This is a genomic window from Actinokineospora sp. PR83, assembly GCF_021056305.1.
Taxonomy (GTDB): Bacteria; Actinomycetota; Actinomycetes; order Mycobacteriales; family Pseudonocardiaceae; genus Actinokineospora; species Actinokineospora spheciospongiae.
Genome location: NZ_JAJCXD010000123.1, coordinates 75,413 through 89,331 on the forward strand (window position 1 = coordinate 75,413; position 13,919 = coordinate 89,331).

The 13,919-nt window shown below is 73.6% G+C and carries 13 protein-coding genes; 6 read left to right on the forward strand and 7 right to left on the reverse strand.

Annotation, left to right across the window (positions count from 1 at the left end):
• Positions 1–4: 4 nt before the first annotated feature.
• Positions 5–793, reverse strand: a complete 789-nt coding sequence (locus L6E12_RS31830; RefSeq protein WP_236231625.1) for a class II aldolase/adducin family protein — start codon at positions 791–793, stop codon at positions 5–7.
• Positions 738–2,255 (reverse strand): FAD/NAD(P)-binding protein, encoded by a 1,518-nt coding sequence (locus L6E12_RS31835; RefSeq protein WP_236231626.1) that lies wholly within the window; start codon positions 2,253–2,255, stop codon positions 738–740. Before L6E12_RS31835 ends, L6E12_RS31830 begins: the two co-directional genes overlap by 56 nt.
• A gap of 492 nt (positions 2,256–2,747) precedes the next feature.
• Here L6E12_RS31835 and L6E12_RS31840 point away from each other — a divergent pair, with 492 nt between their 5' ends.
• Together L6E12_RS31840 and L6E12_RS31845 are read left to right on the forward strand one after the other, a co-directional pair.
• Positions 2,748–3,260 (forward strand): hypothetical protein, encoded by a 513-nt coding sequence (locus L6E12_RS31840; protein ID WP_236231627.1) that lies wholly within the window; start codon positions 2,748–2,750, stop codon positions 3,258–3,260.
• Positions 3,257–4,276, forward strand: coding sequence for a GNAT family N-acetyltransferase (locus L6E12_RS31845; protein ID WP_236231628.1), 1,020 nt, complete (start codon positions 3,257–3,259; stop codon positions 4,274–4,276). The genes L6E12_RS31840 and L6E12_RS31845 overlap by 4 nt, the downstream gene beginning before the upstream one ends.
• Before the next feature lie 30 nt (positions 4,277–4,306).
• Here L6E12_RS31845 and L6E12_RS31850 read toward each other — a convergent pair whose 3' ends face one another.
• The 3 genes from L6E12_RS31850 to L6E12_RS31860 form a co-directional block, all read right to left on the reverse strand.
• Positions 4,307–4,969, reverse strand: a complete 663-nt coding sequence (locus tag L6E12_RS31850) for a DUF234 domain-containing protein (protein ID WP_236231629.1) — start codon at positions 4,967–4,969, stop codon at positions 4,307–4,309.
• Between the two features lie 92 nt (positions 4,970–5,061).
• Positions 5,062–6,351: a hypothetical protein gene (locus tag L6E12_RS31855; protein WP_236231630.1), complete on the reverse strand. Its 1,290-nt coding sequence runs from the start codon at positions 6,349–6,351 to the stop codon at positions 5,062–5,064.
• Positions 6,352–6,358: 7 nt separating this feature from the next.
• Positions 6,359–7,138, reverse strand: coding sequence for a hypothetical protein (locus tag L6E12_RS31860; RefSeq protein WP_236231631.1), 780 nt, complete (start codon positions 7,136–7,138; stop codon positions 6,359–6,361).
• A gap of 149 nt (positions 7,139–7,287) precedes the next feature.
• On the opposite strand from L6E12_RS31860, the gene L6E12_RS31865 reads away from it, so the two are divergent.
• On the forward strand, positions 7,288–8,043 hold the full coding sequence (locus L6E12_RS31865; protein ID WP_236231632.1) for a hypothetical protein: 756 nt from the start codon (positions 7,288–7,290) through the stop codon (positions 8,041–8,043).
• Here the strand turns inward: L6E12_RS31865 and L6E12_RS35200 are convergent.
• On the reverse strand, positions 8,024–8,809 hold the full coding sequence (locus L6E12_RS35200) for a hypothetical protein (RefSeq protein WP_304523932.1): 786 nt from the start codon (positions 8,807–8,809) through the stop codon (positions 8,024–8,026). The genes L6E12_RS31865 and L6E12_RS35200 overlap by 20 nt on opposite strands.
• Positions 8,806–9,801, reverse strand: a complete 996-nt coding sequence (locus tag L6E12_RS31875) for a GNAT family N-acetyltransferase (protein WP_236231633.1) — start codon at positions 9,799–9,801, stop codon at positions 8,806–8,808. Before L6E12_RS31875 ends, L6E12_RS35200 begins: the two co-directional genes overlap by 4 nt.
• A gap of 107 nt (positions 9,802–9,908) precedes the next feature.
• Here L6E12_RS31875 and L6E12_RS31880 point away from each other — a divergent pair, with 107 nt between their 5' ends.
• From L6E12_RS31880 to L6E12_RS31890, 3 genes are all read left to right on the forward strand, one after another.
• Complete coding sequence (locus tag L6E12_RS31880) at positions 9,909–10,304, forward strand: nuclear transport factor 2 family protein (RefSeq protein ID WP_236231634.1); 396 nt, start codon at positions 9,909–9,911, stop codon at positions 10,302–10,304.
• 258 nt (positions 10,305–10,562) lie between these two features.
• On the forward strand, positions 10,563–11,570 hold the full coding sequence (locus tag L6E12_RS31885) for an NAD-dependent epimerase/dehydratase family protein (RefSeq protein ID WP_236231635.1): 1,008 nt from the start codon (positions 10,563–10,565) through the stop codon (positions 11,568–11,570).
• A 32-nt stretch (positions 11,571–11,602) separates the two neighbouring features.
• A complete protein-coding gene (locus tag L6E12_RS31890; protein ID WP_236231636.1) occupies positions 11,603–13,915 on the forward strand; it encodes a glycosyltransferase in 2,313 nt (770 codons plus the stop codon).
• Positions 13,916–13,919 lie beyond the last annotated feature (4 nt).

Genomic DNA, 13,919 nt, shown 5'->3' on the forward strand with positions numbered 1-13,919 from the left:
CCGCCTATTCGTCGAGGAAGTCGGGCTGCAGGTGCACGATGTGGTCGTAGAGGACCTGGAAGCTGTACCAGGCGAGCTTCGGGTCGCCGAAGCCGCTGCGGGCCGACCGGGCCTGCTCCGGGGTCATCGGCCGCAGGGCGCCCGCCGCCCGCGCCCGCAACTGCACGTCCGCGCACCGGTCGAAGCTGATGAACCAGAACGCGGCCTCGTCGATCGTGGACCCGACGGTGATCAAACCGTGGTGGCGCAACAGGATCGCGCGCTTGTTGCCGAGCGCGTCCGCCACCGCCGTGCCCTGCTCGGTGTCCACGGTGGGCCCCGCGTAGTCGTCGCAGAGCACGTGGTCGCCGTGGAACGCGCTGGACTCCTGGTCCACCGGTTCCAGGCCGACGCCCAACGCCGTCAGCGCGCGGGAGTTGAGCGTGTGCGCGTGCGCCGCCGCGTGGGCGTCCGGCCGCTGCCCGTGGATGGCGGAGTGGATCACGAACGCGCTGGGGTTGATCGGGAGGTCGCCGTGCACGACACCGCCGCGCGAGTCGACGCAGATCAGCTCCGACACCTTGAGCCGGTTGAAGGCCACGCCGAACGGGTTGACCCAGAACCGGTCGTGGTGCTCGGGGTCGCGCACGGAGAGGTGGCCGGAGATGCCCTCGTCGAAGCCGTAGTGGCCGAACAGCCGCACGGCCGCGGTGAGCCTGCGCTTCACGTGCGCCCTCTCGTGGGAGGGGCTCGCGAACTCAGGCGGCTGGGGCATCGGCAGGGACTTCTCCGTGTCCGACAAGTACGTTGTCACGCGGTGTTCCTTCCTTGATGTCGTTGACGATGCCCTCCGCGCGAGCGGCCAGCACCGGCATCCCGAAGGTGAAGAGGTAGGCGCCGTGGGTGAGGTCGCCCAGTGCGTACACCCGGCGGTTCGGCACGCCGCGCCAGGTGGTCAGACGACTCGTGGTCCGGTCGACGCGCACACCGCCGAGCGCGTGCGGCACCGCCATGCCCTGGACCACCAGCGAGTTCACCAGCGGGCGCGCCTCGGGTGCGGGCACGTGGTCGGCGGGGGTCGACGCGGCGACCACGACGTCCACGTCGACGTCGCGCCGCGCGCCGACCCGGAAGCCGCCGCCCGCCCGGGGTTCGACGGAGCGCACGCCGGGCAGCACCTCGAGCTGACCGCTGTCGAACAGGGCCAGCAGGTGCCGCGCGTTGCCCGGCGGCATGGGGCAGCAGTTGCGCATCAGCGCCTGGTGGGCGGTGCGGACCCGGGCCTTGTCCTCGTCGCGCAGCAGGTGCCAGGCGTCCTGACCGCAGGCCACCATCGCGTCCCGCAGCACGGTCCAGGCCGGGTCGTCGTCGTGCAGGGCGCTGTTGAGGTCGTTGCGCAGGCGCTCGACCGGGGGCGCGGTGCACGCGAGGTCGGCCGCGACGCGGCCGGGGTCCGCACCGGCCTCGACCAGTTCGGCGCGCACCAGTCCGATGAGGTCGTCGAGGCCGACCCGGCCGTCGGCCCCGCGCAGCTCCTCCACCCGCCGCACGGTCAGGTGGCGCAACTCGTGGTGGGCGGGCCTGCGCCGGACCGCGGGCAGGGTGCCGTTGCGCGACATCAGGGAGATCGGACCCCGGTGGCCGCGGGCGCGCAGCGCCATCACCACGTCGATCGCGGTCAACCCGGACCCGACCACGCCGACGGCGGCGTCCTCCGCGACCCCGGCCAGGGACCGGTTCAGCGGGTAGGGGTTGCCGACGAAACCGGGGCAGCCGCTCAACCGGTAGTGGTCGTAGGACGGCGAACCGCCGAGGCACAGCACCGCGTGGTCGAACGGCCCCGCCTCCCAGCCGTCGCCCCGCGCGCGCATGACCCCCTCGGTCACCGCGAGGCCGCGCACCGCCTTCGCCTCGACCCGCACCCGCGACCCCAGCGCCTCGATGTCGGTGATCGCCTGCGCGGCCGAGCTCTCCAGGTACCTGCCCACCAGCCACCTCGGCGGCACCGCGGTCCCGGTGGCGAACTCGTCCATCCCCTGATCGAGGAGCCAGCGGGTGCCGTGCTCCCGGTCCCACGCCCGCGCCGACATCTCCGCCATCGGCACGTTGGCGAGCACCTCGTCGCCGTCGGGTTGGAACACCCGGCCGCACCAGAGGTTGGGCCCGGGGTCGAACACGGTGACGCTGACCTGGATTTCCGGTGCGATGTGGCGGGCCACCGCTCCCAGCACGCAAGCCGCGGAGGGCCCACCGCCTATGACCGCGAGTTCGAGCATCGTCAACTCTCCAGCGGGTTTGGCTCAACGGTTTCCCGGGAACTCGCAGGAGCGAGTCCCCTTTCGTGATCAAGGCTGATCGAGGGCGGCGGTCGCGACAATCAGGCAATCCACCTAGGCCACCCACGGGCTACGTACACACCACCTAGTCGGCGGCTCCACAGCGTGGGGAGCAGGCGCTGATTTTGCTGGTCAACGCCCCTGTACCCCCGCTGGGGTGGCAGGCGGGCAACGGTGGCGAGGCCGGGTTCGGTGAATACGGGAACCCATTCCGAGCGCGGACATCCCGGTATTGCCGCGTTCACCGGAAAATTGCTCTGAATTTGATTCAGGCAACCCCGTCGCCACGGGGGTGTGCTGTGCCGCCGCCGACACCCGCGCCCGCACCGCCGACCGGCTCGCCCTGCCCGGTGCGGCGAACTGCGGACCCGCCCGGGATTCCCCCACCCAGCGGGCTTCCCCGGCCGGTCCGCCGTGGCACACTGCCTCACCGTGCGACCGCTGCTCTGGACCCCGGCCTACCGACGGGTGGTGCGGACCGCGTTCGCCACGGTCCCCCACTACCGCGAACTGTGGGCACTGCACGGCCGCACCGACCCGACCCTCGTACCGGGCCGCACCGGCGCCCACGCGGGTGCCACCCCCGCCGAGGTCGCCGTCGAACGCCTCCCCGACCTGGTCCCGCTCAGGGGCGGCCCGGCCGGGGTGAACCCGTACCGCGGCCTGGAAACCGTCCCCCTGGGACGCCCCGTCCCGCTCGCCGCCGCCCGCGACGACCCCGGGGCGGGCATCATCCGCGACGACCTCCTCGGTGTCCTGGCCGTGCGCGGCGACTGCGGCCGCTGGCACCTGTGCCACCGCGACGTGTACGCCCGCGCGACCCCGCTCGGCCTGGCCTTCACCCTGCTGCGGCAGCGGTCGCCGATGCTCGTCGACATCGCCCCCGGCACCCCGGGGACCGTCGGCGCCTGCCCGACCCACGGAAGACCGGTGGTGGAGCTGTGAGAGCCGACGTGTTGGACCCGCGCACCGACCCGGAACCCGCCTACTGGGACGACCTGCGCGCCCAGGCGGGCCTGCGCGGCGACTGGGCGTGGCCGGTGTTGGCGGTGCAGGCGTGGGGCGCGCGCACCCCGCAGACGGTCACCGTCCTGTTCGACGGCACCGAGCCGGTGGCCGCGGTGAACGCCGGGTGGCTCGGGTTGCCCGCGGGCCGGTTCTCCTTCGCCCGCGCCGGGGCCCGACCCCGGTTGGGGGCGCTGCACGTGCGCGGTCCCGGTTCGGCCGCCGTGCCCGGCTGGTGGTTGGCCGAGCACGTGCCGCTGGCCGAGTTCGCCGACGCCTACGCCAGGGCCATGCGCGGCGCCCTGGGGCCGGGGGCGCTCGGGGTGGTGTGGCGCCAGGTCCGACCGGACCAGGTGGACCACATCAAGCGCGGGGTGGGCAAAGCCCTGACCACGGAACCGCTCTGGACCATCCACACCGGACGCTGGACCGACCGCGAGCAGTGGCTGATGGCCCTGTCGCGCAGCAGGCGCAGCAACCTGCGGGGCATCGTCAAGCGGATGACCGCCGACGAGAACCTGGAAGTCCGGGTGCAGACCGGCACGGTCCTCGACGACCGCCCGGTGGCCGAGGTCATGCGCTGGAACGACGCCAAGTACGGCGGTGCCCTGATCCCGCGTGTCCGGGTGCTCGGCGGTTACCTGCGGGAGCTGTCCGCACAACCGGACGTGCGCAGCTACAGCTACCTCGACCGCTCCACCGGCAGGCTGCTGGCGTTCGGGCACGTCCTCGACCACCCGGAGCGCCCGGTCGTGCGGAGCTGGTCGCAACTGCCCCGCGACCGGGGCGGCATCCGCGACCTGTACTTCCACCACTTGGCGAGCGTGGTCGGGTGGGCCATCGACGAGGGCAGGCTCGGCCTGGAACTGGGCAAGGGCAAGTCCCGGGAGAAGGAGTCACTGGGCGCCGAGCCGACCGAACAGGTCGCACTGGCCGTGCCGACGCGCTGGTGGTGATCGGCTGTCGGCAACGGGGACTTCACCGGTTCACGCGGTGGCGGTCCAGGCGTTGAGGACGTCGGTGGGTCCCCAGACGAGGCGTGGTGGCCGGGGGAGGTCGGTGGTGCCCGAGAGGGATACGACCGCGTGCTCGGTGGACTCCGGGTCGAAACCCGGTACGTGCACGCAGGCGGTGTGCAGGGCGTGCAGGTCGTGGTGGTCGAAGGGGGTGTTGAGCCACTTGATCGAGCCGGTGAAGTGGATGCGCCCCGCTACGGGTGCCCGGTCGGCGCCGACGAGGTCGACCTCGGGGTTGAACTGGCGGTTCCACCACCCGCCGATGCTGGTGGTGTCGGGCCAGGGGAGCGCCTGGGCGCTCGCGGTGAGTTCGAGCGCCTCGCGGATGAGGGGTTCCACGGCTCGGCCGCGCCAGGTGGACCAGCGCTTGTGCAGGAGGGCGACAGCGGTTTCGGGTCGGCCGCGGCGGGCCTGGTCCGGTGTCGCGAACTCGGCGAGGAGCGTGGATTCCGGAACGCTGAACACCGGTGAGGCGGGGTCGGCGCACTCGGCCTCGGGGAAGTCCAGGGGCGGCGTGCCGGGGACCCAGGTGCGGATGATGCCGGGTAGGCCGCCGGTGATGAGGTGGGCGTCGGCGGCGTCCAGTCCGAGGGTGAGGCCGGCCTCGACGGGGTTGAGCGGACCCAGGGTCATGGTCTGCCGGGTCCGGGAGGGTGTTGCAACGGACGGCGGCGGCTTGGCGGTCGCTGGTGGTGGTTCGGTGGTGACGTCGCCCGGTGGCGGTGTCAGTCGGGCAGGGCCACGTCGATCACCGGGCGGGGGCGCAGCCGGGCGTGCAGGACCGCCGCCTTGACCGCGAGCCCCACCACCAGCGCCAGGAACGCGCCGACCGCGCCGAGCGTGGTCACCACCACGAGTGCGGTGGCCACCGTGGCGACCAGGCTGGCCAGTGCCGCCGACGTCGTCAGTGACAGGACCGCGCCGTTGGTGTTCTCCAGCAGGAAGACCGCGTAGACGACCATGCAGAACGACGTCATCTCCACCAGGACCAGGCCGCCGACCGCCAGTGGGTGGCGTCCGATCGCGGCCAGTGCGTCCGCCCCCAGCGCCGATCGGGTGGTGAGCAGTGCCGCGGTGGTGGCCGCGGCGATGCCGCCCGCCCCGATCGCGGTCCAGCCGAGCATGGCGCGGGCGCGCAGCCTGCCGCCCGCGCCGCCGGTGCCGCGCAGGCGCAGTGACGTGCTCGGTTGGATCAGCCGCAGCACCAGGATGCCGAAGGAGCCGAGGGTGCTCGACACCAGCAGCATCAGGTAGACCAGTGCGCTGTCGGCGGGTTTGTCGACCGCTGCCAGGACCACGAACAGGATGGAGACACCCGCGGAGTCGGTGACGTCGGTCAGGCCGAGGAGGACGACCCGGCGGTTGAGGAGCCGGGCGAGGTCGCGGCGGCGGGTGGGGCGGGTGTGCAGGGCGGGGACCAGCCAGGCCAGGACCGCGCAGGCGACGGCGAGCCCGGCGGTCAGCGCGAGCAGGTAGCCGTACGGGCGCAGCACCCCCGCCAGGGCCAGGCCGCCCATGCACAGCACCCACAGCGCGTACCCGGCGTAGCCGAAGCTGTCGCGCTCCGGGTGGTCGGCCAACCGGTGGACGGCGGCGAGCACCGACAGCAGGCCCATGCCCGCCGCGTTGGCCGCGGCCAGGCCGTAGAGGGCGGGGGCGCCGCCTGTGGGGAGCAGGGCCGCCGCGGCGAGCAGGCCCGTGGCGAACAGCGCTGCCGCGCGGCCGATCAGCATCCGGGTGGTCTGCGCGGCGAGCAGCCTGGTGCGGGGGACCGCGGTCAGCGCTGCCTTCTCCACCCCGAGCACCACGCCGACCAGCCAGGTGAACGCGCCGGTGGCGGCGACGTACCGGCCGAACGCGTCCGCGCCCCACACCGGCAGCAGGCCCAGCAGCGACAGTTGGATGGCGCCGCGGGCCACGCCGCGGCCGAGGACGACGCGCACCTTGCCCTTGAGCCCCCGGCCGAACCGGCCGCGCGGGGCGGTCGGTTCGGCGAGTTGGGTCGGTGCGGTCATCGCCGGGTCAGTGCCCGGCGGGTTCGGGGTGCTTGGTGGAGCCGTCGACCGGGGTGTCCGGGGTGCCGGTGGTGACCGCCGTGGCGCCCGCGCCCGCTCCGGTGGCCGGGGTGGTGGCGACGGCGCCGGGGGTCTGCTTGCCCCTGCCGACCAGGCGCAGCCAGAAGCGGTCCGGCAGGGTGAGCACGAGGACGGCCAGGACCACGTGGACGGCGATGAGGGTGAACGCCTCGTACTTGCTGGCCGGGTGTCCCAGCCGGACGGTCATGTGGTCGGCCCAGGTCCACACCTCGGGGATCGGGGTCCAGGCCGGGTCGGTGTGCGGGTTGATGGTCAGGAACGCCAGGTCCTCCAGGCCGGAGAGCTGCAGCAGCAGCATCGCGTAGCCGTGCCTGCGGGCGGTGCCCGGTGCGCCGCCGCCGAGCCGGTGGGCCAGGGTGAGGGACAGGATGATGAACGGCGTCAGCGTCAGCACCAGGTAGTAGAAGCTCTTCTCGTTCGCCGCGGCGAAGAAGATCTGCGGCACGAAGAACGTGAAGAACACCAGGAAGCACACCGGCAGGGCCGCCAGGGAGATCCGGCGCCGGACCTGCGGGCTGAACCGCATCGCCGCGATGGCCTCCACGGCGAGCACGAACGGCACCAGCTTCGCCAGCAGCACCCACACGTTGGGGATCGCCTTCTGGTGCGGGAAGCCCACCCAGACCGCGGCGGCGGCGACGGCGGTGAGGACCGCCAGGACGATGAAGTTCCGGTGCGTGCGCAGGCCGGTGTCGGTATCGCTCATGGGCTGTGGCTCCAACGATGGTGTTGCCCGAATCCAGAACCGGCATACTACGGATGAATTCCTTGCGGGAAAGCAAAATCGGCGACTCGGCCCAAGGGGGCGCGGCCATTCGGCCCACTGCCGGGGCGGGCACCGGGAGAGGTGGGGCGGTGCTGGTCTTCTCCGGACCCCGGTGGGCCGCGGCGGCGGACGCGGTCGCCGACCGGGCGCTGCGCGAGGTCCCGTTCTACCGGGAGCGGCTGGTGGGGGCGGGGGCGCGCGGCGGGCCGGTGCCCTCGGCGGAGCTGGCGGACCGGTTGTGGGCGCTGTGCCCGCTGGCGTCGCCGTTCACCCCGGCGCGGGAACCGACGTTGTGGACCGGTGTCCCCGGTGACCTGGCCGCCGCCGTGCGCCTGGCGGGCCGGTGGGGTCGGGCGACGCCGGTGGTGGAGGCGCGTCCCGCCTGGGTTCCCTGGACCCGCCTCACCCCGGTCGGTCCCGGCTACGCCCCGGTCGTGGTGTCCACCCCGGATCTGGACGGCCCCGCCCGCGCCCGAACCCCGGCGCGGCCGGTGCTGGTGGCGCCCCCGGCGGCGGTGCCGGAGTTGACCGCCCGGCTCGACCACGTGGGACCGGTGGTCCTGCGCCTGGCCGCCGCCGGGGCCGCCGAGCACCGGGGGAGCGCGGCGGTGCTGTTCGACCCGCACCTGGGCTACTTCGCGGCCCGCTCACCGGTCTGCGGCCACTGGCACGTGCTGTGGCGCCGCTTCCACGTCACCGTGACCGACGGTGTCCTCGTCGTCACGGCGCTGCGCAGGCGGCGGCCGACGCTGTCGCGGATCGCCGTCCCGGCCGGGGACCTCGCGCGGGTGGACCTGTGCCGCAGGCACCGGACCCCGGTGCTGGTCAGCGATCCAGCGCCGTGAGGGTGGCCGCGCGCAGGGGGCGGGCGCGGGTGGTCAGGTAGGCGTCGAGGGCGGCGGTGACCTCGGTGTCGTCGAAGGACTTCAGCAGGATCCGGCACCCGGGGCCACCGTCGGTGCCGAACAGGGCGGTGCGCAGCGCGCTCGCCTGCTCGCGGTCCAGCGGCCCGCCCTCGGCCCAGGCGGCGGCGGCCTTCCCGACCTCGTCGAGCGGCGGGTGGTCGGGGGTCTCGGCGCTGATGACCCAGCACAGGTCGCGGGCGTCGCGGGCCAGCCAGCGGCGGGCGTGCTCGACGCGCTCCACCAGGCCGGGGGCGGCGGGGAACGAGGCGGTGACGCGGTCGGTGCGGTAGCAGGACTCGTGCAGCCTGCCGATGACCGCCGAGACACCGGGCAGCCCGGGGGACTCGGCGCGGTCGAAGCGGGTGTGCAGTTCCTTGTAGGCGGCGCGGTCCAGGACCGGGCGGTCGAGCAGGCGCGCGGCGTGGGCGCGCGCCCACACCAGGACCGGTGGGGCGAGGACGGCCGCGTGCGGGTCGACCGGTTCGGCGGTCACCGGCGGTGGTTCGTCCAACACGGACAGGTCACCGGTGGTGACCACGGCGGTGCACGCGGTGCACCAGTAGCCCACCCGGCGGCGGCTCAGGCGGTGCACCACTGTGGACGAGCGGCTGCCGCACTGGGCGCAGGTGGCCGACGCGGTGTCGCGGTCCGGGGAGCGGCCGAGGGTGACGGCCACCCGGCGCAGCAGTGCCCGCGCCCGGCTCACCGGCCCACCACCACGAAGTTCGGCACGGTGCGCGCCCCGAACCGCTCCTTGATGTGCGTCATCCCCTTGCCGGGCAGCAGGACGCGGCGACCGGTGGTGATCGCCAGCTCCACCATGGCCACGTAGTGGTCGAAGTACAGGTTCGGCCGACCGCCCTCGGTGCGGTCCCGGATGCCCCAGTAGCTCATGACCAGCTCCGCGCCCGTGTCGTGCACCGTCGACACGGCCAGCAGGTCCGCGCCCGCGTGGTAGGCGGTGAACCGGGTCGACGGGTCGTCGTTGAGCTGGGTGAAGTAGCGCTCCGGGATCGGCGGCCGGACCACGCCGGGTGAGCGGTGGCGGTTGCGGACCTGGTTGACCAGCCGGGCGGCTTGCCCGGCCGGGACGGCGGCGGTCACCTCGCGGCGCACGGCGGTGTCCTCGGCGACGGTGGCCCGGATCTTGCGAAGCTGCGAGCGCCACTTCGGCGGCAACGTCCGCAGGTAGTCCGCCACCGCGGTCCACTCGACGTCGAGCACCGTGTCCGGGGAGACCGCGATCGCACGCCGCAACCGGCCGGACACAGCGGGTACCACGTCCTCGGTGACGTGCCGGTAGCAGAAACCCGCGACCCGCCACCGGAAGCGGGCGCGCACCGCCGACTCGAACGCCACCACCGCCGCCCGCCTGCCCGCCGCGTCCAGCGCCCGGGCGAACCGGTACCCGGCGATCGACGCGGGCGCCAGGCGGCACTCGAAGACCCCCGCCACCGGCACCGCCCCCGGCCGGGTGAACCGGCGGACGTCGGTCGGCCCCTGGAACCGCCCGTGGAACAGCGCCACCGGCTCCGACCCGTCCGACACCACGCCCAGCACGGTCGGCGCCTGCGCGGCCCAGGCGGCGGTGACCAGCAGCGCCGAGCGCCACAGCGCGGGGGCGCCGGTCGCGGCGACCAGCCCGTCCCAGGCGTCGGGGACCGGGTCGACCAGCGGGTCGAGGAGTACCGCGTGCACCGGACCGCCCTCCAGGAGACCTTCTCGCGGGACCGGCCCGCGGCTACGCTCACCGCGCCCCCGCCGGGGTCACCCCCGCGCGGCCCACACTCTCCCGGAGGCGCACCGTGGATGTCCAGGACCCGACCACCGACACCGGCGAGACGGCCGACCGGGCCATCGAGCGCCACCTCGGCGCGGTCGTCGCCCGCGACCTGGAGACCTACCGGGCCACCGTGCACCCGGACGTCACGGTGATCATCCCCAGCGGCGACATGCTGTCCGGGGCCGACGAGGTGGTGGCGTTCCACCGCGAGTGGTTCGCCGGTGGTGACTGGACGTACACAGTGGACCACCTTCGGTCAACCAGCACGGAGGCGACCGCGACCGCCGTGGTGGACGTGACCTACGTCGGCGGGCCCGGTGCCGAGCCGTCCCGGTTCCGGATGGGGCTCACCTTCACCCGGGTCGGCGGCGCCTGGCTGCTCGTCCACGACCAGTGCACGGTGCTCCGCTCGGAGTAACGCGGCGACGAAAGCGCCATCTGGCAAAGATCTGTTTAAGGAGAACCTTTTCCCGTGGTCGGCTCGGGGTTATAGTCCCGATCACTTCTCGTCCGCTCCCAACCCGGGTGTGCCACCGATTCCGGCTCCGGTGGTCATTTCGGCGTGCCCGGGTCAGCGCGGCGCGAGTCGTCCGGCCCCCGTCGTCCCGATCGGGGCCCAGGGGGTCTCAACCAGGCGTGACCACGGCTGGTGGCGGGTTCTAGGGAAGGGTCTTCGATGGGAAATCCGGTCCTCATCACGGGGGTGGCGGGCTTTTTGGGCAGCCATTTGGCCGATGACCTGCTCGGCCGGGGTTACTCCGTTCGCGGCATCGACAACATGATGGACGGATTCAAGGAGAACATTCCCGCGGGCGTCGATTTCCACGAACTCGACTGCCGCGACGCCCTCGACCTCGACCACCTCTTCGACGGGGTGGAACTGGTCTACCACTGCGCCGCCGCCCCGTACGAGGGCCTGTCGGTGTTCGCCCCCTACCTCGTCCACGAGCACACGACCAGCGCCACCGTGGCCATGCTGTCGGCCTCGGTGCGCGCGGGGGTGCGCCGGTTCGTGCACTGCTCGTCGATGTCGCGCTACGGCAAGCTGGTCCCGCCGTTCACCGAGGACATGACCCCCGAGCCGCTGACCCCGTACGGCATCGCCAAGTACGCCGCCGACCTCCAGGTCCGCGCGATCGCCGGGGTGCACGGGATGGAGTGGAACATCGCGGTGCCGCACAACATCATCGGCACCCGGCAGCGCTTCGACGACCCGTACCGCAACGTCGCCGCCATCATGATCAACCGGGTGCTGCGCGGGCTGCCGCCGGTGGTCTACGGCGACGGCAGCCAGCTGCGCTGCTTCAGCTTCGTCGGCGACGTGCTGTCCTGCCTGACCCGGCTGGGCACCGACCCCGCCATCACCGGCGAGATCGTCAACGTGGGCCCGGACGAGGGAGAGGTGAGCGTGCTGGAGCTGGCCGAGCTGATCTGCGAGATCATCGGCGTGCCGTGCGACCCGATCTTCATGCCCGCCCGGCCGCTGGAGGTCCACCACGCCACGTGCAGCTCGGACAAGGCGCGTCGGCTGCTGGACTACCGCACCGAGGTCGGCCTGCGCGAGGGGCTGACCGGCATGGTCGAGTGGATCGCCGCGACCGGCCCGAAGGACTTCAACTACAACCTGGACCTGGAGATCGTCAACGAGCTGACGCCGCAGACCTGGTCGCGGAGGCTCATGTGACCAACAGAGCGATCAGCACAGTGACCGACACAGTGACCGGCCCTGTGATCAACACCGCGATCAACACGGTGACCGGCGCGGTGAACAGCACTGCGACCGGGCTCACCGCGATCATCCCCTGCTACAACGAGGGCGCGCAGGTCGAGGTGGCGCACGCGGCGGTGTGCGCGGCCCTGGACCCGGTGGGGGACCTGGAGGTCCTGTTCGTCGACGACGGCAGCTCCGACGACACCCTGGCCCGGATCAAGGCCGTCGCCGCCCGCGACCCCCGGGTGCGCTACGTGTCCTTCGCGCGCAACTTCGGCCTGCCCGCCGCGGTCACCGCGGGTTTCCGGTACGCGGGCAAGCCGTGGGCCGTGCAGCTCGACGCCGACCTCCAGTTCCCCGCCGAGGAGACCTGGGCGCTGCTGGACAAGGCGGCCGAGGGCTACGACGTGGTCTTCGGCGTGCGCCGCGACCGCAAGGACAACTGGCTGCGCCGGGTCGGCGCCGCGGGCACCCACCGGGTCGCCCGCGGGCTGCTGGGCATCGAGGTGCCGCAGGGCGCCAGCTCGTTCCGGGTGGTGCGCACCGCGGTGGGGCGGACCATCGTGGACCTGCCCACGGCGAACTCGCACTTCGTGGCGAAGGCGCCGCAGGTCGGTGCCCGCTACACCAGCGTCCCGGTGGCGCACCGGGACCGGACGGCGGGCACGTCGAAGTTCCGCTTCGGCCGCCTCGCCGGGGACGCCTTCGAGCTGCTGCTGGGCTTCTCCTGGCGCCCGCTGAACGTCATGTACGGGGTCGCGGGCGTGGCCGCCCCCGCCGCGCTCCTGCTGGCCCTGCTGGGCGTGTTCGGGTTGGTCGCCCCGTCGGTCGTGCTGGCGGTGGCGACGCTGGTGACCGCGCTGGGGCTGGCCTCCACCGCGCTGGTCGGCCGCTACCTGCACCGGCGGATGCAGGACGCCCGCCCGCGCAGGCACTACTACGTCCGCGAGGCCACTGTGGACGTCGACCCGGCGGACATGGTCGACGGCGGCGCCGCCCCGGTGCCGCCGCCCACCCGCGCCGAGCCGGTGCTGGTGGTGCTCGGGGCCGGTGAGGAGCAGGTGGTGCTCTACCGGGAGGCGCGGCGCCGCGGGCTGCGGACCGTCGCGGTGGACATGCGCGCGGACCGGCCGGGCATCGCGCTGGCCGACGAGTTCCTCCCGCTGTCCACGACGGACCACGGGGCCATCGCCGCCGCGCTCGCGGGCAGGCCGGTCGCCGGGGTCGTCTCCACCGCGGCCGACACCTGCCTGGAGTCCTGGCAGGTGCTCTCCGAGCGGTTCGCCACCCCGTGGCGCTACCCGGCGGCGGCCGTCGCCGCGTCGATGGACAAGTCGGCGTTCCACCGGCTGGCCGCCGCGGCGGGCGTGGCGACCTACCGCTGGGCGCAGTCCGACGACCTCGCCGAGCTGGCCGCGACCGCGGCGGACTTCCGCTTCCCCGTGGTGGTCAAGCCCACCGACGCCTCCGGCTGCCGGGGCGTGCTGCGCGTCGACGGGCGGGCGGACCTGGGCGCGGCGCTGGCCAACGCGGCGGCCTTCTCCCCGTCCGGGCAGGTGATCGTGGAGGAGTTCCTGGCGGGGCGCAACTTCACCGTCAACGTGTTCCTGCGCGGCGGCGCGGTCGGCTGGTCGCTGATCACCGAGAAGCGGATCGACCCCGGCCCGCGCTTCCTCATCCTCGGCCACCAGGCGCCCGCGGTGCTGGACCCGGCCGTGGAGCGCGCGCTGCTCGACGAGGCCGCCGCCCTGTGCGCGGCGATGGACCTGTCCGACGGCCCGGCGAACTTCGACGTGGTCCTGAGCCCCGACGGCACCCGGTTCGTGCTGGAGGTCGGTGCCCGGCTCAGCGGCAACGGCTTGCCAGGGCTCGCCGCCGCCGTGTCCGGTGTGGACGTTGTCGGGGCGCTGCTGGACATGGTGCTGGGCGAGCCGTTCGGGTTCGACCCGGCGCCGGCGCGGCCGACGCTGCTGCACGTGCTGACCTCCCCGCTGGACGTGCCGGGCGAGGTGGTGGCCGTCGGGGACCTCGACGCGGTGCGCGCGCTGCCGTCGGTGGCCGGGGTGGACCTGTTCGTCGGGCCGGGCGACCGGGTGCTGCCGTTCACCGAGGCGGGCCGCAAGCTGGGCTGGCTGGTCGTGTCCGCCGACGAACCGGCCGGGCTCGACGCCGCGCTGGCCGGGGCGCTGGCGGTGCTGGACCTGGTCGTCGCCCCGGAACCGGTCACCCCGGCCACCGTGGCCGTCGTGGTCCCGGCGCAGGCGGTCGACGCGCCGTCCGGCCGCGCGCTGGGAGCCGGTGACAAGGCGGCTGTGTAGCGGT